The 20,950-nt window shown below is 65.3% G+C and carries 17 protein-coding genes, 1 tRNA gene and 2 riboswitches; of the genes, 7 read left to right on the top strand and 11 right to left on the bottom strand.

Annotated features, from left to right (window positions below; all coding sequences use genetic code 11):
• The 5 genes from ABWO90_RS19720 to ABWO90_RS19700 all read right to left on the bottom strand — a co-directional run.
• Positions 1 to 1,252: L-serine ammonia-lyase (locus ABWO90_RS19720; protein WP_353192917.1), on the bottom strand; the 1,252-nt coding region annotated here is incomplete at its 3' end.
• Between the two features lie 139 nt (positions 1,253 to 1,391).
• Positions 1,392 to 4,319 (bottom strand): aminomethyl-transferring glycine dehydrogenase, encoded by a 2,928-nt coding sequence (gene gcvP, locus ABWO90_RS19715; RefSeq protein WP_353192916.1) that lies wholly within the window; start codon positions 4,317 to 4,319, stop codon positions 1,392 to 1,394.
• 161 nt (positions 4,320 to 4,480) lie between these two features.
• Positions 4,481 to 4,864: a glycine cleavage system protein GcvH gene (gene gcvH, locus ABWO90_RS19710; RefSeq protein ID WP_353192915.1), complete on the bottom strand. Its 384-nt coding sequence runs from the start codon at positions 4,862 to 4,864 to the stop codon at positions 4,481 to 4,483.
• Positions 4,865 to 4,943: 79 nt separating this feature from the next.
• The gene (gene gcvT, locus ABWO90_RS19705; protein ID WP_353192914.1) at positions 4,944 to 6,050 is read right to left on the bottom strand and encodes a glycine cleavage system aminomethyltransferase GcvT; all 1,107 of its coding nucleotides are present in this window, start codon (positions 6,048 to 6,050) and stop codon (positions 4,944 to 4,946) included.
• A gap of 136 nt (positions 6,051 to 6,186) precedes the next feature.
• Positions 6,187 to 6,333, bottom strand: a riboswitch (glycine riboswitch).
• 8 nt (positions 6,334 to 6,341) lie between these two features.
• Positions 6,342 to 6,438, bottom strand: a riboswitch (glycine riboswitch).
• A gap of 48 nt (positions 6,439 to 6,486) precedes the next feature.
• Positions 6,487 to 7,452 (bottom strand): hypothetical protein, encoded by a 966-nt coding sequence (locus ABWO90_RS19700; protein ID WP_353192913.1) that lies wholly within the window; start codon positions 7,450 to 7,452, stop codon positions 6,487 to 6,489.
• Positions 7,453 to 7,758: 306 nt separating this feature from the next.
• Between ABWO90_RS19700 and ABWO90_RS19695 the strand changes: the two genes are divergently transcribed.
• Both ABWO90_RS19695 and ABWO90_RS19690 read left to right on the top strand, forming a co-directional pair.
• Positions 7,759 to 9,864, top strand: a complete 2,106-nt coding sequence (locus tag ABWO90_RS19695; protein ID WP_353192923.1) for a UvrD-helicase domain-containing protein — start codon at positions 7,759 to 7,761, stop codon at positions 9,862 to 9,864.
• 479 nt (positions 9,865 to 10,343) lie between these two features.
• Positions 10,344 to 11,120: a metallophosphoesterase gene (locus tag ABWO90_RS19690; protein ID WP_353192912.1), complete on the top strand. Its 777-nt coding sequence runs from the start codon at positions 10,344 to 10,346 to the stop codon at positions 11,118 to 11,120.
• Between the two features lie 82 nt (positions 11,121 to 11,202).
• On the opposite strand, the gene ABWO90_RS19685 is transcribed toward ABWO90_RS19690, so the two are convergent.
• Entirely contained in the window at positions 11,203 to 12,099 is an 897-nt protein-coding gene (locus ABWO90_RS19685) for a c-type cytochrome (protein WP_353192911.1), read from the bottom strand.
• A 391-nt stretch (positions 12,100 to 12,490) separates the two neighbouring features.
• Between ABWO90_RS19685 and ABWO90_RS19680 the strand changes: the two genes are divergently transcribed.
• Positions 12,491 to 12,566 (top strand) — tRNA-Arg (locus ABWO90_RS19680).
• Positions 12,567 to 12,635: 69 nt separating this feature from the next.
• Here ABWO90_RS19680 and ABWO90_RS19675 read toward each other — a convergent pair.
• A complete protein-coding gene (locus tag ABWO90_RS19675) occupies positions 12,636 to 13,169 on the bottom strand; it encodes a hypothetical protein (protein WP_353192910.1) in 534 nt (177 codons plus the stop codon).
• Positions 13,169 to 13,864 carry a flagellar basal body L-ring protein FlgH gene (locus ABWO90_RS19670; RefSeq protein ID WP_353192909.1) on the bottom strand — a complete coding sequence of 232 codons (696 nt, stop codon included), beginning with the start codon at positions 13,862 to 13,864 and terminating at the stop codon, positions 13,169 to 13,171. The genes ABWO90_RS19675 and ABWO90_RS19670 overlap by 1 nt, the downstream gene beginning before the upstream one ends.
• Positions 13,865 to 14,122: 258 nt before the next feature.
• Between ABWO90_RS19670 and ABWO90_RS19665 the strand changes: the two genes are divergently transcribed.
• From ABWO90_RS19665 to ABWO90_RS19650, 4 genes are all read left to right on the top strand, one after another.
• Positions 14,123 to 15,241: an ATP-binding protein gene (locus tag ABWO90_RS19665; protein WP_353192908.1), complete on the top strand. Its 1,119-nt coding sequence runs from the start codon at positions 14,123 to 14,125 to the stop codon at positions 15,239 to 15,241.
• Between the two features lie 80 nt (positions 15,242 to 15,321).
• Positions 15,322 to 16,104, top strand: coding sequence for a response regulator (locus tag ABWO90_RS19660; RefSeq protein ID WP_353192907.1), 783 nt, complete (start codon positions 15,322 to 15,324; stop codon positions 16,102 to 16,104).
• A 41-nt stretch (positions 16,105 to 16,145) separates the two neighbouring features.
• A complete protein-coding gene (locus tag ABWO90_RS19655; protein WP_353192906.1) occupies positions 16,146 to 16,604 on the top strand; it encodes a hypothetical protein in 459 nt (152 codons plus the stop codon).
• Positions 16,605 to 16,964: 360 nt separating this feature from the next.
• Positions 16,965 to 17,567 carry a BPSL1445 family SYLF domain-containing lipoprotein gene (locus tag ABWO90_RS19650; protein WP_353192905.1) on the top strand — a complete coding sequence of 201 codons (603 nt, stop codon included), beginning with the start codon at positions 16,965 to 16,967 and terminating at the stop codon, positions 17,565 to 17,567.
• A gap of 122 nt (positions 17,568 to 17,689) precedes the next feature.
• On the opposite strand, the gene ABWO90_RS19645 is transcribed toward ABWO90_RS19650, so the two are convergent.
• From ABWO90_RS19645 to ABWO90_RS19635, 3 genes are all read right to left on the bottom strand, one after another.
• Positions 17,690 to 18,559, bottom strand: coding sequence for an ABC transporter permease (locus tag ABWO90_RS19645; RefSeq protein ID WP_353192904.1), 870 nt, complete (start codon positions 18,557 to 18,559; stop codon positions 17,690 to 17,692).
• A 120-nt stretch (positions 18,560 to 18,679) separates the two neighbouring features.
• Positions 18,680 to 19,513, bottom strand: a complete 834-nt coding sequence (locus tag ABWO90_RS19640) for an ABC transporter ATP-binding protein (RefSeq protein WP_353192903.1) — start codon at positions 19,511 to 19,513, stop codon at positions 18,680 to 18,682.
• Between the two features lie 203 nt (positions 19,514 to 19,716).
• Entirely contained in the window at positions 19,717 to 20,763 is a 1,047-nt protein-coding gene (locus ABWO90_RS19635; RefSeq protein ID WP_502922666.1) for an ABC transporter substrate-binding protein, read from the bottom strand.
• Between the last annotated feature and the right edge of the window lie 187 nt (positions 20,764 to 20,950).

Raw genomic sequence — 20,950 nt, 5'->3', positions numbered from 1 at the left:
TCACGGCCTTGATGGAGGCCATGGCGTTGCGCTCGATACAGGGAATCTGCACCAGCCCGCCCACCGGGTCGCAGGTCAGGCCGAGGTTGTGCTCCATGCCGATTTCCGCAGCATTCTCGACCTGCTCGACAGTGCCGCCCAGCACTGCGGCCAACGCCCCCGCCGCCATCGAACACGCCACACCCACCTCACCCTGACAGCCGACCTCCGCGCCCGAGATCGACGCGTTGAGCTTGTACAGAATGCCGATGGCACCGGCCGTGAGCAGAAAGTCGATCACGCCCTGCTCGTTGGCGCCGTGCACGAAGCGGTCGTAGTAGTGCAGCACCGACGGAATGATGCCGGCCGCGCCGTTCGTCGGCGCCGTCACCACGCGTCCGCCCGCAGCGTTCTCTTCGTTGACCGCGATCGCGTAGAGATTCACCCAGTCCATCACTGACAGCGGGTCCGACAGTGTGCGCTCGGCGCGTTGCGTCAACTGACGGTACAACTCCGGCGCACGACGACGCACATGCAGCGGTCCCGGCAGTTCGCCGTCGGCTTCCGGGTTACCGATGCCGCAGCCGCGCGTCACGCACGATTGCATCACGTGCCAGATGTTGAGCAGGCCACGGCGAATATCCGCTTCGGCGTTCTCGCCGTGATGCCAGACCTTCTCGTTCTCCCACATCAACTGGGCGATGGTCTTGCCGCTCGCACGGCACATCTCCAGCAGTTCCTTACCCGTGCGGAAGGGGTACGGCAGTTGATCGTGCGCCGAGAGCACCTGCGCATTCGATGCGCCCGCCGTCACCACGAAGCCGCCACCGACCGAGAGATAGCGTCCTTCGCGCAGCTTGTCGCCCGAGCCGTCGAACGCATGGAATTTCATGCCGTTCGGGTGCTCGGCCATCGCCTCGCGCCGGTAGAACACCATGTGTTCCTTCTCGACGAACGGCACCTCGTGCTTGCCGAGCAGCGAAAGCACCTTGGTCTTGCGCAGCGCCGCCAGACGCTCGCCAATCGTCGCCGGATCGACGGTATCGGGTGCTTCGCCCATGAAACCGAGCAGCACGCCCTTGTCGGTGCCGTGACCCTTGCCCGTGGCGCCGAGCGATCCGTATAACTCCGCGCGAATCGACGCCACCTGCGCCAGCATGCCGTCGCGCTCCAGTCCCTGTACGAACATCAGCGCCGCGCGCATGGGCCCCACGGTATGCGAACTCGACGGTCCGATACCGATCTTGAACAAATCGAAAACTGAAACGGCCATGGGACTTTCCTGAGGTTCTGAAACGTAGTTGTGACTCGACGGATGCGGATCAATCCGCCGCATCCGCGTTACATCCATAGAGACAAAAAGGGGCCAGCAATGTTTCTGCCGGCCCCCGTTTGTTCAGATTACGCGACGATTATTCGTAGTCGCTCATCGGTACGCAGGCGCAGAACAGATTCCGGTCGCCGTAGACGTTGTCGGCACGTCCGACCGGCGGCCAGTACTTGCGCTCACGCAGCGCCTTGACCGGATACGCCGCCTGGCTGCGCGCATAGGCGTGCGTCCATTCGTCGGCGGTCACCACATCGGCCGTGTGCGGTGCGTGCTTGAGCGGGTTGTCCTCGCGATCGGCACGGCCCTCTTCCACCGCGCGGATTTCCTCGCGAATCGTGACCATCGCTTCGATGAAACGATCGAGTTCGTGCTTCGACTCCGACTCGGTCGGCTCGACCATCAGCGTGCCCGGCACCGGGAAGCTCATCGTCGGGGCGTGGAAACCGAAGTCCATCAGGCGCTTGGCCACGTCGTCGACGGTAATGCCGCTGGTGTCCTTGAGCGGACGCAGATCCAGAATGCACTCGTGCGCGATCAACCCGCCCGGGCCCGTGTAGAGCACCGGATAGTGCGGCGCGAGCTTCTTGGCGAGGTAGTTGGCGTTCAGGATGGCCGTCTCGGTCGCTGCCGTCAGGCCGTTCGCGCCCATCATCGCCACGTACATCCACGAAATCGGCAGGATCGATGCCGAGCCGAACGGTGCGGCCGACACGGCGCCAATGCCGTCGGTGTCACGCGCATAGCCGGTCGAGCGCTGGTTCGGCAGGAACTTCGCCAGATGCGCGCCCACGGCCACCGGACCGACGCCCGGGCCGCCACCGCCGTGCGGAATGCAGAACGTCTTGTGCAGGTTCAGGTGCGACACGTCGCCACCGAACTCGCCCGGTGCGCACAGGCCGACCATCGCGTTCATGTTCGCGCCGTCGACATACACCTGACCGCCGTTCGCATGCACGATCTCGCAGATCTGACGCGCACCCGCTTCGAACACGCCGTGCGTGGACGGGTACGTCATCATGATCGCGGCCAGACGCTCGCGGTGCTGCTCGGCCTTCGCCTGCAAATCGGCCAGATCGACGTTGCCGTTGGCGTCGCACGCCACGACCACGACCTGCATGCCGGCCATTTGCGCCGATGCCGGGTTGGTACCGTGCGCGGAAGCCGGGATCAGGCAGATGTCACGATGCGCTTCGCCGCGCGAGGCGTGATACGCCTGGATGATGAGCAGGCCGGCGTACTCGCCCTGCGACCCGGCGTTCGGCTGCAGCGAGACCGCAGCATAGCCGGTCGCCGCCACGAGCATCTGCTCGAGCTGGTCGATCATCTCGCGGTAGCCGACCGTCTGATCGGCCGGGGCGAACGGGTGGATCTGACCGAATTCCGGCCACGTCACCGGCAACATTTCCGAGGTGGCGTTGAGCTTCATCGTGCACGAGCCGAGCGGGATCATCGTGCGGTCGAGCGCCAGATCCTTGTCGGAGAGGCTACGCAGGTAGCGCAGCATTTCGTGCTCGGAGTGATAGCGGTTGAACACCGGATGCGTGAGGTACGCGCTTTGGCGCGCCAGCGCCGCCGGGAAACCGTTCGACACCGTGGCCTCGATGGCGTTGAAGTCCAGCGAGACAGCGCTCTTGCCGAGGCCTTCGGCCACGACTTCCCACAGGGCGATCACGTCTTCGCGCGTGCTGGTCTCGTCGAGCGAGATACCGACCGTGTCGGCGTCTTCGCGACGCAGGTTGAAGCGACGAGCGGCCGCTACGGTATGAATGCTGTCGGCGCGACCGGCCACGGGTACCGTGAGCGTGTCGAAGAACGTGGCGTTGCGCGGGGCGGCGCCCAGCGCGGTGAGACCGGCGGCAAGCACGGCCGTCAGGCGATGCACGCGCTCGGCGATGATGCGCAGCCCCTGCGGGCCGTGGTACGCCGCGTACATGCTGGCCATGATGGCGAGCAGCGCCTGCGCGGTACAGATGTTCGACGTGGCCTTCTCGCGGCGGATGTGCTGCTCGCGCGTTTGCAGTGCGAGGCGCAGCGCGGGCTTGCCCTGCGAGTCGACCGACACACCGACCAGACGGCCGGGCATCGAGCGCTTGAGTTCGTCACGCGTGGCCAGATAAGCGGCGTGCGGGCCGCCGAAGCCCATCGGCACGCCGAAGCGCTGGCTGTTACCGATGGCGACGTCTGCACCCCACTCGCCCGGCGGCGTGAGCAGCGTGAGCGAGAGCAGGTCGGCGGCGGCGATCAGCATGCCGCCCTTGGCGTGGATCGCGTCGGCCAATGCGCGGAAGTCACGCACGTCGCCGCCCACGCCCGGGTATTGCACCAGCACGCCGAACGCTTCGATTTCCGTGGCGGCGGCCACCGGGCCGACCTGCACTTCGATGCCCAACGGCTTGGCACGCGTTTGCACCACTTCGATGGTTTGCGGCAGCACGTCGTCGGCCACGAAGAACGTGTTCGACTTCGACTTGCCGGTGCGCTTGACCAGCGTCATCGCTTCGGCAGCGGCAGTCGCCTCGTCGAGCATCGACGCGTTGGCGATCGCCAGGCCCGTCATGTCGATGATCATCTGCTGGTAGTTGAGCAGCGCCTCGAGACGGCCTTGCGAGATTTCCGGCTGGTACGGCGTGTAAGCCGTGTACCAGGCGGGATTTTCGAGCACGTTGCGCAGGATCACGCCCGGCGTGAGCGTGTTGAAGTAGCCCTGACCGATGAACGACTTGAAGACCTGATTCTGGTCAGCGAGCGTGCGCAGTTGCGCGAGCGCCTGCGATTCGGTTTTCGCGGCGGCGAACTGGCCGAGCGAGGCGGCGAAGCGCTCGCCATCGCGACGGATCGACGCGGGCACGACGGCGTCGATCAGCGCCGCGCGCGACGCGTAGCCAAGCTCGGTGAGCATGGCCTGTTGTTCGGGGGTGTCCGGGCCGATGTGGCGTGCGGAGAAGTTCTCGCGCTGCTCGAGCTCGGTGAGCGAGCGGCGCGGCGCTTGCAGGTCAGTCAAGGCGTTCATGGGTCAGATCTCTCGTTCGATCACGGCAAGTGACGGCGGGGTAATGCGTATTGCGTATTGCGTATTGCGTATCGCGTACTGCGGATGACGGATCACGCCGCGGGCGCGATCCGTCGGCGGCGCCGGGAAAGCCGAAGCTCCCGCAGCGCCGCGTACCGGCATCAGGCGCCGATCTTCGCTGCGTATTGCTCGGCACTCAGCAGCTTGTCCAGCTCGGCGGCGTTCGACGGCTTCACGCGGAACAGCCAGTTGCCGTAGGCGTCGCCATTGACGATGTCCGGCGAACCCGGCACTTCGGCGTTCGTCTCGACGATCTCGCCGCTGATCGGCGAGTGCACGTCGGCGGCGGCCTTGACCGATTCGATCACGCACGACGCTTCGTCGGCGGCCACGGTACGGCCGGTGTCCGGCAGCTCGACGAACACGATGTCGCCCAGCGATTCCTGTGCGAAATCGGTAATGCCCACGGTCACAGTGCCGTCGGCTTCGAGACGGGCCCATTCGTCGGACTCGGTGTACTTCAGGTTATCGGGGATATTCGCCATGTTGACGCTCCGGGATTCAGTGATTGGGGTATTCGGTTATCGGTAAAAACGTGTCGCCGTGCCGTAGTGCCGGTCCTGCTCAGGCAACCACGGCCTTGCCGTGACGCACGAACGGTAATTTGACCACACGTGCGGGCAATTGCTTGTCACGAATTTGCACCTGCACGACGGCGCCGTCCGGCACGCCCTTCGGCAAGCGGGCGAAGGCGATCGATTGCTGCAGGCTCGGGCTGAACGTGCCGCTGGTGATCTCGCCGTCGCCGGCGTCCGTCACCACCACCTGATGGGCGCGCAGCACGCCGCCCTTGCCGTCGAGCACCAGACCGGCGAAGCGCCACGTCTGGCCGCGCGAGATCAGCGAGTCCTTGCCGACGAACGTACGCTCGCTGTCCTTCTCGACCGTCCAGCCGAGGCCGGCGTCGAGCGGCGACACGTCGTCGTCCATGTCCTGACCGTAGAGGTTCATGCCGGCTTCCAGGCGCAGCGTGTCGCGTGCGCCAAGGCCTGCCGGACGCACGCCCTGTGCGACCAGCGCCTGCCACAGGGCCGCCACGTGATCGGCATTCACGATGATTTCGAAGCCGTCCTCGCCCGTATAGCCGGTGCGCGCAATCATCAACTCGCCAAACGCGGTGTCCTTGGCGAACGCGGCATTGAACGGCTTGAGCGCTTCGCTCGCCGCCTGGCTGCCCGGCACGGCCTGCCAGACCTTGGCGCGGGCGTTCGGTCCCTGCACGGCCACGATCGACAGGTCGCGGCGCGGGATGATCGTGAGGTTGTAGTCGCCGTGGGCGTTGAGCTGGCCCAGCCAGGCGAGGTCCTTGTCGGCCGTACCGGCGTTCACGACGATGCGGAACCAGTCTTCGGCGATGAAATAGATGATGAGGTCGTCGATCACGCCGCCGCTCGGATTGAGCATGCAGGTGTAGAGGGCCTTGCCCGGGGTCTGCAGCTTGTCGACATTGTTGGCGACGGCGTACCGCAGGAATTCGCGGCAGCCCGAACCGTGCAGGTCGACCGCGCACATGTGCGAGACGTCGAACATACCGGCATCGGTACGCACGGCGTTATGTTCTTCGATCTGGGAGCCGTAGTTCACGGGCATGTCCCAGCCGCCGAAGTCCACCATGCGGGCGCCGGCGGCGCGGTGCGTATCGTTGAGCGGAGTGCGTTTGAGATCGGTCATCGGGGCATCAGGCATCAAGGTTCGGGAATTTCGGAAAACAGCGTCCGAAAATGCAAAAAGGGGTCATCTCGACGACCGGCACTTTTCACGCCCGGACCGTGCTCATGCACGGGCCCGGCGCAATGCCAGTTGGCGAGATGACCCCTCTGTCCTTGGTACCTGAGAGATTGCCCGGTCGGTGCGGTGCGCGCGGTGTGCCCGTTGCGCCCTGTCGCCCTGCCGGCCCCTTCGGTGGGTCGCCCGCGTGACACGCACGCGGCAACCGCTCTCCAGAGATCGAAGGCAATGCCTTCGGCGCGGACGGTCCCTGATGCCTGAGAGTTTATGGGTATTACCCCTTCGGCGGCTCCGGCATGTGCTTCCCGGTGCGCTCTCCCGACCACGCTCGCGCACTTTACGGGGAAAGCCGGGGACTGTCAATTTGACACAGACGTCCTCAGCGCGACTCGCCCGGATTGGTGCCTGCGGGGCAGCCGTCCTTGCCCCAGCGACCATTGCAGACGGCCCAGATACAGCGCTGTTTCGGTATCACTTCGTACCAGCGATAGCGTTCGCATTGCGCGAGCGCGGCGGCGATCGTACCGGCCGCCGTCGGGGCCGATGCGGGTACGCCCGGCTGGGTGACGGGTGCCGCATTGGGCGAGCGCTCCGCCGCCACCGCGCCAATGTCGTTGGTGTCGTAGTGGGCGGGCAGATCGGCGTTGGCCGCAGGGCCTCGCCCGGTGTCGGCGTTCGTTGCGGCACGACGGCTCAACAGTTGCATCATGTCGTCGGGCGCATTGGCATTCGGTGCGGATGGCGGCGTGATGGCGGTCGCGGCCGCGGTCAGCGCCGCCGTGGCGGCCGACGCGGTCAGCGGTGCAACGCTGCGACTGGCTTCCGCCACATCGGCGGCGGCACCGGACGCCGCAGCATCGACGGCCGCCAGCGCCTGCGCGCGCGCCAATGCGGCCGACGCTTCACTCGGGGCGCTGGCCGCTGCATCGTTGGGGGTGCCCGGCGCGACGGCCGGCGGTGCGTTGTTGCCGTTATTGAATGGCGCGACGGCCAGACCGCCGGGTGCCTTGGGCACCGGGTCGACATACGGCGCACGAAGATTCCACCAGATGCCGACCAGGGCGATGGCGGCAAATACCGCCGTACCGACAACGAGCGCGCCATTAAGCCAGCCGGGCGCCTCGCCTCGCTGACGTCGGGTGCGGCGCGATGGCGGGGCATCGCCCGCATCGGACCTGGCGACAGGCATCACGTCTTCGCGCCCTTCCATGGCGCTCGTCACCGCGAGCGCACCGGCGGCCCCGGGCACCAGGGCGTCAGCCCGGAAGCCCGGCTCGGCATCCGCGAGTTTGGCACCACACTTCTCACAGTGCTGCGCACGCGGCGCATTGTTCGTCCCACACATTGGGCATTGCACGGCGACCTCACCACAATGGCAACGTTTTTTATTATAGGCACCCGCTCCGCGTCGACGCCAGCCCTGTCCCGGCCACCGCGCGACGCAACGTCGCGTCGGCCCCACAGTCCCCGCGCCAGTGCCTGCGTGCGCTCACGCGACGGTCACGAGCGTGTGCATCGCGCGTGATAGACTTGCCCACCATCCGGCGCCTGCCCATGCGTGCCATTGCAGGAATGCTTGCCGGTGCAGTCTGTCTTTGCGGCGGTGCATGCGTCGTCACCCGCCACCGCCCTCACCCCATCGCGTCACGCCATGTCGTCCTTTCCGCTCAATCCCGCCCAGAACGAAGCCACGCACTACTTCGACGGTCCATGTCTCGTGCTGGCCGGTGCGGGCAGCGGCAAGACGCGCGTGATCACGCAGAAGATCGCGTGGCTCATCGAGTCGAAGGGGTTCGAGCCGAAGCACATCGCGGCCGTCACCTTCACGAACAAGGCCGCCGCCGAAATGCGCGAGCGCGTGGCCAAGCAGCTCGAAGGCAAGACGCTGACCACGCCGGGCAAGGAAGGCCGCAAGGTCCCCGTCAATCAGCTCACGATCTGTACGTTCCACTCGCTGGGCGTGCAGATTCTGCGACGCGAAGCGGAGCATGTCGGCCTGAAGCCCCAGTTCTCGATTCTCGATGCCGACGACTGCTTCGGCCTGATTCAGGAACAGCTCGGCACGACCGACAAGGCCATGATTCGCGGCGTGCAAACGGCCATCTCGCTGTGGAAGAACGGCCTGGTCACGCCCGAGGTGGCGCTCGCCGCCGCCGAGACGGCCGACGAACATCAGGCCGCGCTCGTCTACCGCAACTACATGGCGACGTTGCAGGCCTATCAGGCGGTCGACTTCGACGACCTGATCCGTCTGCCCGCCCAGCTTTTCGAGCGCGACGAGGAAGTGCGCGAGCGTTGGCAGAACAAGCTGCGCTACCTGCTCATCGACGAGTATCAGGACACCAATACCTGTCAGTACCTGCTGCTGAAGCTACTGGCGGGCAAGCGCGCGGCGTTCACCGCCGTGGGCGACGACGATCAGGCGATCTATGGCTGGCGCGGCGCCACGCTGGAGAACCTCAAGCAGTTGCAGGTCGACTTTCCGACGCTCAAGGTCATCAAGCTCGAACAGAATTACCGCTCGACGTCGCGCATTCTGACGGCGGCGAACAACGTCATCGCGAAGAATCCGAAAATCTTCGAAAAGAAGCTGTGGAGCGAACACGGCCTGGGTGATCCGATCACCGTCACGGCGATGAACGACGAAGAGCACGAGGCCGAGTCGGTCGTCTTCCGGCTGTCGGCGCACAAGTTCGAGCGACGCGCGGAATTTCGCGACTACGCAATCCTCTATCGCGGCAACCATCAGGCACGCATCTTCGAGCAGGTGCTGCGCCGCGAACGAATTCCCTACGTGCTCTCCGGCGGCCAGTCGTTCTTCGACAAGGCGGAAATCAAGGACCTGTGCGCGTATCTGCGCCTGCTCGCCAATCCCGACGACGATCCCGCATTCATCCGTGCGGTGACGACCCCGCGTCGCGGCGTGGGCAGCACCACGCTCGAAGTGCTCGGCGGCTTCGCCGGGCAAGCGAAGGTCTCGCTCTTCGAGGCGGTCTACATGGGGGCGGTCGAGGCACGACTGCAACCGCGTCAGCTCGAACCGCTGCGCGCGTTCTGCGACTTCATCCAGCGCATTGCCGCACGCGCCGCACGCGATCCTGCCAACGAGGTCATCGATGACCTCATGGAGGGCATTCACTACGAGGCCTATCTGTACGACACGTTCGACGAACGTCAGGCGCAGTCGCGCTGGACCACCGTGCTCGAATTCCTCGAATGGATGAAGCGCAAGGGCACACGCAGCGAGGCGGCGCAGACGACCGGATTCGACACCGCCGACGGCCTCGACGACGACGGCAAGAGCCTGATGGAACTCACCCAGACCATTGCGCTGATGTCGATGCTCGAAGGCCGCGACGGCGACGACCCCGACGCGGTACGTCTGTCGACGTTGCACGCGTCGAAGGGGCTCGAATATCCGCACGTGTTCCTCGTCGGCGTGGAAGAAGGCATCCTGCCGCACATTCGAGAAGACGAGGAAGTCACGGCGGAGAAGATCGAAGAGGAGCGCCGCCTGATGTACGTGGGTATCACGCGTGCGCAGCGCTCGCTGCAGCTGTCGTGGTGCAAGAAGCGCAAACGCGCGCGCGAGACGTTCTCGTGCGAAGTGTCGCGCTTCGTGCCCGAGATGCAACTCGACGAAGCGCCGCCTCCGCCGCCGGAAGACGCGCCGATGTCCCCGAAGGACCGTCTGGCGAGCCTGAAAGCCATGCTCGCAGGTGGCGCCAACAAGACGCCGACCTCGTCGGGGGCTTGAACCAACGCGCAAGCGTCTCGCCAAATGAAGAGCCCCCGCGTGCGGGGGCTGGTCTGAGGAACGGCGATATCCGACCGGGGCTGTCGGCGGCGGCAGACACGCCGTGAAGTCAGTGCTTGCTGCTATTTGCCACCACCCGAAGACGTTTGGTCGCACGCGGCCGCCGGGCTCGATACCACGGCAATTCCGGCAAGACCGGTCAAACAAAGCAGGACAGCAACCAACAGTTTTCGCATAGGCTCGCCTCCACTCGTCAGGTGAAGTTTCACTATAGGAGCGCAACCCATCGAAGACAAAGACATCTTGACCATCGGCGCGGGCCGGGTGATAGTCGGTGAAAAACGGACGAAACGTTACGCGTGATGCGTCGATTTCGGTCCAATGCCCACACCTGCGGCGCGCGCGTGGCGATGCGTCTGGCACACACGACTGCGACGCGTGTGCGGCACCGATCCTCAAGCCTTTGTGGAGCGTGGTGCGTGAGACTGCATATCCTGTCCGACCTGCATTTGTCCGTGGCGCCGTTGGCCATTCCCGACGTCGAGGCCGACGTCACGATCCTCGCCGGCGACATCTCGCGCCCGGCACAAGCCATCGAATGGGCGAAGCAATTGCCGCGCCCGGTGATCTACGTCGCAGGCAATCACGAGTTCTACGGCGCGACGCTTGCCGGCACGCTCGCCGAATTGCGTCGCCTCACGGCGGGCACCAACGTGCATTTGCTCGAGCGCGGATCCGTGGTAATCGGTGGCGTGCGCTTCGTCGGCACGACACTCTGGACCGATTTCGCGCTGTACGACGCCGAAGGCAAGCACGACGCCGTGGTCGAAGAATCGATCAAGTTCGCACGCGATTTCACGCGCATTCGCGTAGGGGATCCGGCGGCGCCGTGGTCCGATCTGCCGTTCTTCTCGCCCGACGATTCCGCCGCCCTGTGCCGTGAGAACGTGGCATGGCTCGGTCGCACACTCGCGGCCCCGCACGACGGGCCGACTGTCGTGGTGACGCATCATGCGCCGACACCGCAGAGCATTCACCCGCGTTTTGCCGGATCGCTCGTCAACCCGGCATTCATTTCGGATTTGACCTCGGTTGTCGACCAGTCCGATGCGGCGTTGTGGATTCACGGCCATACGCACGATTCGTTCGACTATCGCATCGGACACACTCGCGTGCTGTGTAACCCGCGAGGCTACTGTCTGGATGGACGTGTCGAGAACACGGCGTTCGATCCGCAGTTGGTCGTTCGGGTGTGATGCGACCAGGCGCGCCATCGGAAACGAAAATCCCCGCCAAGGCGGGGATTTTTCATGGGCGCTGGCCGGTGCGGCGTGACGCTTACTTCGCGGCGCTCACCATGTAATCGACGGCAGCCTTGACGTCGTCGTCCGAGGCATTCGCTGCGCCGCCCTTCGGTGGCATGGCATTCAGCCCCTTGATGGCCGCGTTGTGCAGCGTATCGATACCGGTCGCGATGCGCGGCGCCCAGGCCGCTTTGTCGCCGAACTTCGGGGCGTTCATCACGCCGCTCGCGTGGCAGGCCATGCAGACCGTGTCGTAGAGCTTCTTGCCGGCGTCGAGGTTGCTGCCTGCGCCTGCGGCGGCCGGGGCGGCAGTCTTGAGCGAAGCCATCGCCGCTGCGGCGGTCGCGGCAGCGCCCGCATCGGCCGCCGACGCGGCCGGCGCACCCGATGCCGGGGCGGCTGCCGTGGCGCCCGGTGCCTGGGCAGCCGGGGCGGCGGGTTCCGGCAACTTGCCGCCCGACGCGTTGGCCATGTAGACGATGGCACGGCCGATTTCGTAATCGGTCACGTCGTCGGGGCTGGTGCCGCCGCGTGCGGGCATGGCGCCCTTGCCGGCGAGGGCAATCTTGAGCATTTCGTCATAGCCCTGCTTGATGCGCGGGGCCCAGTCGTCCGAGCCGACTTTGGGTGCCCCTGCGGCGCCGGAGGCGTGGCAGGCGGCGCAAACGGCCTTGTAGAGTTGTTCGCCGGTCTGGAAGACGCGCGGTGCGTTGGCGTCCTTCACTTCGACCCGGGCCACGGGCGCGATGCGCTCGGCGACGGCCTTCTCGGTCATGGCGGAGCTGCCCGCGGCGGGCAATGTGCTGTTACCTACGTAATTGACCAGCAGAACGATGATGATGATCGGGACCAGAAATCCTGCAACGACTGCGGCGATGAGCTGCTTGGGTGTTTTGATCGGAGACTCGTGCTCGTTATGTGCTTCACTCATGCGGGATCTCTCAATAGTTTTTGTGGAAACCGAGTGCGTCACACTGAACGGCGAACCAGGCCCTAGCGCCATTCAGTCAAATTAACGAGCCATTGTAGCAACAATCCCCTAACCGATGACACGCCAAGGCGGTGCGCAGACGCCGCAAAAAGTCCCGTATTTTCCCTAACTTACGCGAAAGCAAATCCGGTGTTCCGCGTGCTTCGTGCGCAAAGGACGGCCCGGACGCACTCACAGCAAATCCGCGCGAGATCGGCCCGGGGCAGCGTTTCGCCGCATTGTGGGGCGCGGGAATGCACGGGGCATGGACGCCGCGCGGCAAAACCGCTATGCTTCTACCTCTTTGCCTGCCGGCGGCGCGCTCGCGCTTTCTTCGCCGGTGGTCTGCATAGCGCCCGTAGCTCAGGGGATAGAGTATCGGCCTCCGAAGCCGAGGGTCACTGGTTCGATTCCAGTCGGGCGCGCCAAATTGCCATGCCGGCACCATTCGAGCCGTTTGCGGCATTCGGCGCGTTCCATGCCACGACACTCCCGCGTCAAAACACCACCAGCCGGTCTACCAGTTGCGCCATTCGCGTGTTCGACGCCGACCATGTCTGCACCGTCGACGATCTGCCGTCGAAGTACACCGTGTTCATGACCGAACCGTTCTTGCTCAGGGTCAGCGTCGCATAGGCGAGGTATTCGGTCGGCGAGCTGTCCCAGAGTGCATTGCGCCACGCCCGTCGAACCGAGTAATTCAGTACGACACAGCCCGTGGGTGACGTGCCGGGACTGTAGATCAGGCTGACGATGCCGTACGCACGCAGGCGTCCCTGAATCGCGGGCAGCAGATCGGAGATGCCGTCAGGCGCCAGTTCGATGCACAGGTTATGCGAGAGCAATTCCGGCGCGGCCTGCGCCGTGGGCGGCACCACCGACGGCAACTGATCCGACATCACCACACCCGCAGCCACCACACTCGACGCCACTTGCGCCGCGAGCACCGGCACGGGCGTCGCGAAGAGGCATCCGCCCAGACTCGCGCTGGCCGCCACCGCCAGCGCCATCACCATCGCGAGGCGCCGCATCAGAACGGCGACACGCCAAGCAAAATGCCCTGCAGCCAGCCGCCGCTGCTGCCGTCCGCCACCTGGCCGGCATCGACCCGCGCCACCTTGGCCTGCCCCACCTTGCTCGACGCCACCACGTTACCCGGCGAGATATCGAACTTGTTGACCACGCCGGTGAAGCGGAACGTCTCCATATTGCGCCCCTGCATGACCTGCTTTTCCCCGCCGACGACATAAGCACCGTTTGGCAGCACCTCCACGATCGCCACGGCGATCGTGCCGGTCAGCGCCGAGGTCGAGCTGTTCGTGCCGTTGCCCTTGAAGCTGCTGGCCGATTGACCGATGTTGAACCAGCGCTCGAGCACGGTATCGGCGCCGTCTGCCTTCGCGCTCTTGGCAGTCACGCTCGCGTTGCGGGAGATGTCGCTCTGCGCCTTGCTGCTGCCCGTGGAGCTTTCCGCCACCGCGATCGTGAGCAGATCGCCCACGCGATGTGCCACCGGGGTCTCGAACCAGTTGGTGGCGGTGGTCGGCTGATAGATGGACCCGGCGGTTTGCACATTGGCCACGCGCGGCATGGGCATCACCGCCATTGGCGTGGGTGCGGGCGCGGGGCCGGCACAGGCGGCAAGCAGCGTGGCGGCAGTGGCCAGCAACGCGATGGTCCGCGCAAAGCCGCGCGCCGCAGCGCGCTGTATCGACAGCTTCGACATGGTGAGGCGCCCCCGCGCCGGTCTTTCGAATAGTTGGCAGTCTGCGAAGACGGCACGTCGGCCAGCTTCGTTAGGGATAGTAAGAAGCCGGCGTGCAGCCACTAAGCACAAATAGAGGAAAATTTGTGGAGGCCCGGCGCGCGTGATCCCGAAGCTGAGAAAATGGCGCGCCGATGTGGCTCAACCGCGCGAACCGCGAACGCCCTGTCGTGCCCCGTGACCGACTTCTGATCTCTGACTTCTGACGCCACCCAACGCATGAACTCCGGCATCACCCGCAAGCTGTTTCTCGCGATCTTCGCGACGGGCCTGGTCACCATGACGGCCACGGCGGTGGTCGTGCGCGCCACGCTCGACAGCCAGGGCTGGCTGGGCGGTCACGACCTCATGTATCTGACGGTGCTTGGCGTGTCCCTGCTCGGCGCCGTGGCGCTGCGACTCGCCCAGCGGCTGCTCGCGCCCGTCACGCCGCTGCTCGAAGCGACGCATCGCATGGCGACGGGCGACTATGGCGTGCGTGTGCCGACCGTCGGCACCGACGAACTGGCGCGCCTGGCCGTCGACCTGAATCGTCTGGCCGATACGCTCGGGCGCAATGACCGGCTGCGCCGCGACCTGCTCGCCGACATCTCCCACGAATTGCGCACGCCGCTGTCGATCCTGCGCGGCGAAATCGAGGCGATGGAAGACGGCGTGCGCCCGCTCACGCAAGACGCCCTCGCGTCGTTGCGCGTCGAGGTATCGCAGCTGTCCAAGCTGATCGACGATCTTTACGAACTCTCGCTCTCCGACGTTGGCGCGCTCACCTATCGGTTCGCGCCGGTCGACATGACCGAACGCGTCGCCACATCGGTGGCCGCCTTCCGCGACTGGTTCGATGCCAAGGCGATTGCGTTGAGCCTGCACTTGCCCGACGACACGCTGGTCGTCGACGGCGACCTCCATCGCCTCACCCAATTGCTCGGGAACCTGTTCGAGAACTCGCTGCGCTACACCGACGGCGGCGGTGCCGTGCGCGTCTACCTGTCGGCGACGGACACGCAATTGCGTCTGGAGATCGAAGACTCGACGCCCGGTGTGCCGGACGACGCGCTACCGCGCCTGTTCGAGCGACTGTTCCGCGTGGAGGCGTCGCGAAGCCGTCGAAGCGGCGGTGCCGGTCTCGGGCTGGCGCTGTGCAAGCACATTGTCGAAGCCCACGGCGGACAGATCGTCGCGCGGCATTCCCCACTCGGCGGCCTGGCACTCACGATCACATTGCCCTGTCACCGACAGGCGCAGGCCAATCATGCGACCGGCGCCTCGCCCGGCGCGCCGTCGTGCTGTCCGGGCAGCACGAGCGGCTTCGGCAACCCAGCCATCACGACCCTGTGTTGAGTCTGATCACCATGCACCTGACCACGACGCCCCAACCGAGCGCGCCGGCCCCGTCCGCGCTCCGCCCCCAGTCCGACGCAATGGCGCTACCCGACACCGCCCCGATTCTGATCGTGGAAGACGAGCCGAAGCTCGCGGCGTTGCTGGCGGAATACCTGCGCGTGGCGGGCATGCCCTGCCGCATTCTCTCGGACGGACGCGACGTGCTGCCCGCCGTGCGTGCGACCGAACCGCGCCTGGTGTTGCTCGACCTGATGCTCCCCGGCATGGACGGCCTTGAAGTCTGCCGGGCCGTGCGCGAGGTCTCCGACGTGCCAATCGTCATGCTCACGGCGCGCGCCGCGGAAACCGACCGTCTGCTCGGCCTCGAACTCGGCGCCGACGACTACATCTGCAAGCCCTTCAGCCCGCGCGAGGTCGTGGCGCGCGTGAAGGCGATTCTGCGACGTGTGCGAGGCGCCGTTCCACCGGTCGCCGCACCGGCGCAGCCACAACAGCCGCCGGCGCTCATCATCGACGCGGTGCGTCATCACGCGCGGCTCGACGGCCACGAACTGCCGCTCACGCCGGTGGAACTGCGCCTGCTCGCCACGCTCGCCAGTCACCCCGACAAGACATTTCCGCGCGCCCACCTGCTCGACCGCATGTATGACGATCACCGCGTGGTGGCCGACCGCACCGTCGACAGCCATATCAAGAATCTGCGGCGCAAGTTGCAGGCAATCCGGCCTGACGAGGAAATCGTGCGCTCGATCTACGGCGTGGGGTACCGGCTCGAATTGCGCACCGACCGGCCCGGTGCACTGGCGACGCGTCAAGGCGTCGCGCCTATCGACAACCCGGCCGGGGCGATGCCAGAATAGGTGCACCCGCGCCATAGCGGGATCCATTGAGGAGATTGACGATGCCGCGCCGCACCGCCACGCTGTCCCCGATGTTCACGTCTTCCGCTTCCTCCGCCGTTCAATCCGAGATGCTTGGCACTGCCGAGCGCCCGCTCGCCCGCTCACACAAACGTCTGCTGCGGGCGGCTGTCGCAGCGGCACTGCTGTGTACCGGCGGCGTGGCATTCGCGCAGACGCCCGTGTGCTTCGATAGTGTGGGCCGCGCTCTGCCCCCGGAACAATGCTCGCAGGCCGCACGCGACCAGGCCGCCGAGCAGGCTGTCGCCTCGGGGGCCGGATCGCCCTCGCTTCGCGACGAATGCCGCGCCCTCGCCGACAAGATCGCCAACACGCCGGACAAGCCCGTCTACACGCGCGACAGGCGCGTCGATTCGCCCGCCGGCAATCGCGTCGACATTCCTACACGCACCAACCCGCGCAAAGCGCTCAAGGAAGAATACATGCGCAAGTGCACGTAGGCGGACACCTACAAGTTGACAGCAGATGCCTGCAAGTTGACGGAACTTATCGCGCCATTTTCTTGACAATACCGACAGAGACCGCATAATCGACGTCATGCCGACGCGTATCGCGCCAGTCTCGCAAGCTCGCGAAACTGGCGCGATACGCCGCGCTTCGAGTGCATGTCGATCACATCCTGATCGCGTCCGGACCGCACTTCGATCGACGTCTTGTCTATCGGACGCCGAATTATCGTCCTCATCTTCCGCTTCGATGCCGAAGCGCAACACCCTGTCGGGTGCGCCATCGGCATGACGTTTTATCCGCATCCATGCCGCCATCCGTTGCGGGCGGCACACGCTACCTGGAGGGAGAAAATGCAAAAACGCGAATTCCTGATGAAAACTTCCGTCGCTGTTGCCGCCGCTGCGTTCGCGCTCGCGGGCTGTACCACGACCACCCCGTCGCAAGCCGACAAGAGTGACAGCGCCGCCGGCGCCAATCCCAACAAGCGCCGCGAAATCGACGCCGCCGTCAACGGCACCCTCGACAAGATGTTCGCCTCCGTGAAGGGCTCGCGCGAGCTAGTGAACAAGGCGCGCGGCGTGCTGGTGTTCCCGTCGGTGCTGCAAGCCGGTTTCGTCGTGGGCGGCGAATACGGCGAAGGTGCGCTGCGCGTGGGCGGCGTCACCAAGGGTTACTACAACACGGTAACCGCGTCGTTCGGTCTGCAGATCGGCGCCCAGTCGAAGGCCGTCGTCTTCCTGTTCATGACGCAGGAAGCCCTCGACAAATTCCAGCGCACCGATGGCTGGACGGCCGGTGCCGACGCCTCGGTCGCCGTGGTCAAGGTCGGCGCGAACGGTGCGGTCGATCTGAACACCGCCACCTCGCCGGTGGAAGTGATCGTGATGACCAACGCGGGTCTCATGGCCAACCTGAACATCGAAGGCACGAAGGTCACCCGACTCAACATCTGATCGACGCGCGTCTCCAAAGGACAAGCGGCGCTCCCTTCGCAGGGGGCGCCGCTTTGTTTTCGACATCGGAAGCCGTTTCATCCGATGCATCCGAATCGAAACGGCTTCCTGTTTGCGTCGGCTTACTCGTTCGAGAACGCCGCCGGACGCCACTTCAGCAAACGCCGCTCAAGCGACGTGAGCAGATAATCCGCACCCAGCGCCACGGCGGCCAGTACGATCATCGCCGCAAACACGCCACTGGCGTTGAACGCACCCTGCGCCGTGGAGATCAGCAGGCCAATACCCTGCTTCGAGCCGAGGAATTCACCGACCACGGCGCCGACCAGTGCGAAGCCGAAGCTCACGTGCAAGCTGGCGAGAATCCACGACAGCGCCGACGGAATCACCACCGACATCGTGACCTGACGGCGCGATGCCCCCAGAATCTGCGCATTGGCAATCATGTAGCGATCGGCCTCGCGCACACCCTGGAACGCGTTGGCGAACACCACGAAGAACACCATCACCACAGCCAGCGCCACCTTCGACGCCATGCCCAGACCGAACGCGATCACGAAGATCGAGCCGAGCACCACACGCGGAATCGAGTTGGCGATCTGGATGTAGAGACTGAACACGTCGGAGAGCAGCTTGTTGCGACCGAGCACAATGCCGCAGATCACACCGGCCACACCGCCGATCAGGAAGCCCAGCACCGTCTCTTCCAGCGTGACGAGCACCTGCGTCCAGAGCGGGCCTTGCGACGTGCCTTCCGTGACCCATTCGTAGATCTGCTCCACGATCAGCGTCGGCTGCGAGAAGAAGAACGGATCGATCCAGCCGACACGCGCGGCCACTTCCCAGCCCCCCAGCCCGATCACCAGAATTGCCACACGCAGAAAAATCACCAGCGCGCGACGTTGTTTGATGCGACGTTGCGCCGCGGCTTCCTCGCGCGCGAGATCGGCGTCGCCCAATCCTGCCAGCACGGCTTGTTCACTCATGTTCATGCCCTCCTCCTGACGGCAAAGGCGCGCGTTGCGGTTCGTCGTTGCGATGCCACGCGGCCTGCAAATTCACTGGCGCGGCCCCTCGCGGCGCCACGCACTTTCGATGACGGATCGAATGGATCAGCCGATCTTCACTTCCTCGCGCAGATCCGCCCAGATCTCGCGCGAAATATCGATGAAGCGCTGTTCGTAACGAATCTCCGACATCACGCGCGGACGTGGCAGATCGATCGTGTAGACGCTCTTGAGCGTGGCCGGACGCGCCGTAAGCACGAACACGCGATCGGCCAGGGCAATCGCCTCTTCGAGATCGTGCGTGACGAACACCACCGAGCCCGACGTCGACGACCACAGTTGCAGCAGCTCGTCCTGCATGAGCGTGCGCGTCTGCATGTCGAGCGCCGAGAACGGTTCGTCCATCAGCAGGATTTCGGGGTTGTTGATGAACGTCTGCGCCAGCGCCACGCGCTTGCGCATGCCGCCCGAGAGCTGGTGTGGGTAGTGATTGCCGAACTTGTCGAGCCCGACGCGCTTGATCCAGTCGTCGGCCAGCGAGTAGGCGGCGTCCTTGGACTGACCGCGGAACAGCGGCCCGGCCGCCACGTTCTCGCGCACGCTGCGCCACGGGAAGACGGCGTCGTTCTGGAACACGAAGCCGATGCGCGGGTCGATGCCGTTCACCGGCTGGCCCATCACACGCACGCTGCCGGCGGTCGGGCGCAGCAGGCCGGTGATCATCGACAGCGTGGTCGACTTGCCGCAGCCGGTCGGGCCCACGATGGCGACGAACTCGCCACGCGCCACGGCCATGCTGAAGTTACGCAACGCGACGGTGGCCTTGCCGTCCGGCGAGATGAAGCGGCACGACACGTTGTCGAATTCGATGGCGGGCGTGTCGCGCGAGACAGGGCTCGCTGCGCGCGCCGGCGCCGTGGGGGTGATGGTCTGGGTCATGCCCGGCTCCTCAGTTACGTCGAAGGGCAAACGGTGTCGTTGCGGTTTTTTCGGGGTGAGCTCGCCCGCACACCGGACAGTCGTCGGGTGCGGGCGGCTCGGTTGGCACAGCGGTCGAGGGGACCGCTGGCGCCGGTACTACGAGGTCAACATTGAGACGAGCGGTGCGAGAAACGCGTCACCGATACGTCGTGAGGCGCGGCTTACTTCACCTTGGCCTGATCGACGAACTCGTTGGTGTACGTCTTCGACAGATCGATGTGCTTGCCCTTGACGTTCGGGTTGAACGCGGCGAGCACCTTCAGCACGGTCTCCGGACCGTCCTTCGGCATGCGGCCGTCCGGCGAGTACATCGGCAGCGAGTTCTGCAGGGCCTGCACGTACAGGTCCTTGTTCTTGCCGTAGTAGTCCTTCGGCATCTTCTCGGCGATCTCGGCGGCCGAGTGGGTGTTGATGTACTTGAGCGTCTTCACGAACGCACGGGCCAGCTTGGCCGCTTCCGGCTTGTGCTTGTCGAGCCACGCGCGCTGCACGTACAGGCTCGACGCCGGGTAAGCGCCGCCCAGCGCCGCGACGGTACCTTCCATCGTGCGCATGTCGACGAGCACGGCGGCGTCGCCGGTCTTGATCAGTTGCGAGGCGGTCGGCTCGGTGGTCATGCCCGCATCGATGCGGTTCTGCTTGATGGCGGCGATGAACGTGTTGTCCGCGCCCACCGGCAGCACCGAATACTGTGCCGACGTGAGGCCGTGCTTGGCGGCGAGGTACTGCGTGAGGAAGTTGGTCGACGAGCCCAGACCGGTCACGCCAAGGGTCTTGCCCTTCACGTCGGCCATGCTCTTGATGGTGTCTTTGCTCTTGGCGTTCACCAGTTCGACTTCACCGGGCACCTGACCGAAGACCACGATGGCCTGGATTTCCTTGCCCTTGCTCTGCAGGTCGATCGAGTGATCGTAGAAGCCGACCACGGCCTGTACGGCACCGGCGAGCAGTTCGTTCTCGGCGTCGACACCGGCGGGCTGCGAGAGCAGCTCGACGTTCAGCCCTTCTTCCTTGAAGTAACCGAGCTGCTCGGCGAGCTTGGCCGGCAGGTAGATCATCTTGGTGATGCCGCCCACCATGATCGTGACCTTGCCGCTGTCAGCGGCGAAGCCCGGCGCGGCGGCCAGCGCCAGCGACGCGCCGAACACGGCTGCCAGAAGGGGTTTCACGAAGGCTTTCGGCGCACGCACGCCAAGGCTTGCTCGCATTGTGGTGTCTCCATCGTTTTAGGGATAATGGCTCGGGCGCCTGAGCGCTGCGCCGGCCGGCCGCGCATCATAACGTTGCGCAGCCCGGGCAGCGGTGCTCTGCGTCGTTTCCTCTGCCTTGGTCCGGATTGTAGAAAACCCAAGCTTTCATCAAGCTTTCGCGACCTGCAGGTTTTCGGTGTTCGCA

Source organism: Pandoraea pnomenusa (assembly GCF_040391475.1).
GTDB lineage: Bacteria > Pseudomonadota > Gammaproteobacteria > Burkholderiales > Burkholderiaceae > Pandoraea > Pandoraea pnomenusa_C.
This window is presented reverse-complemented; position numbering and strand designations above follow the sequence as displayed.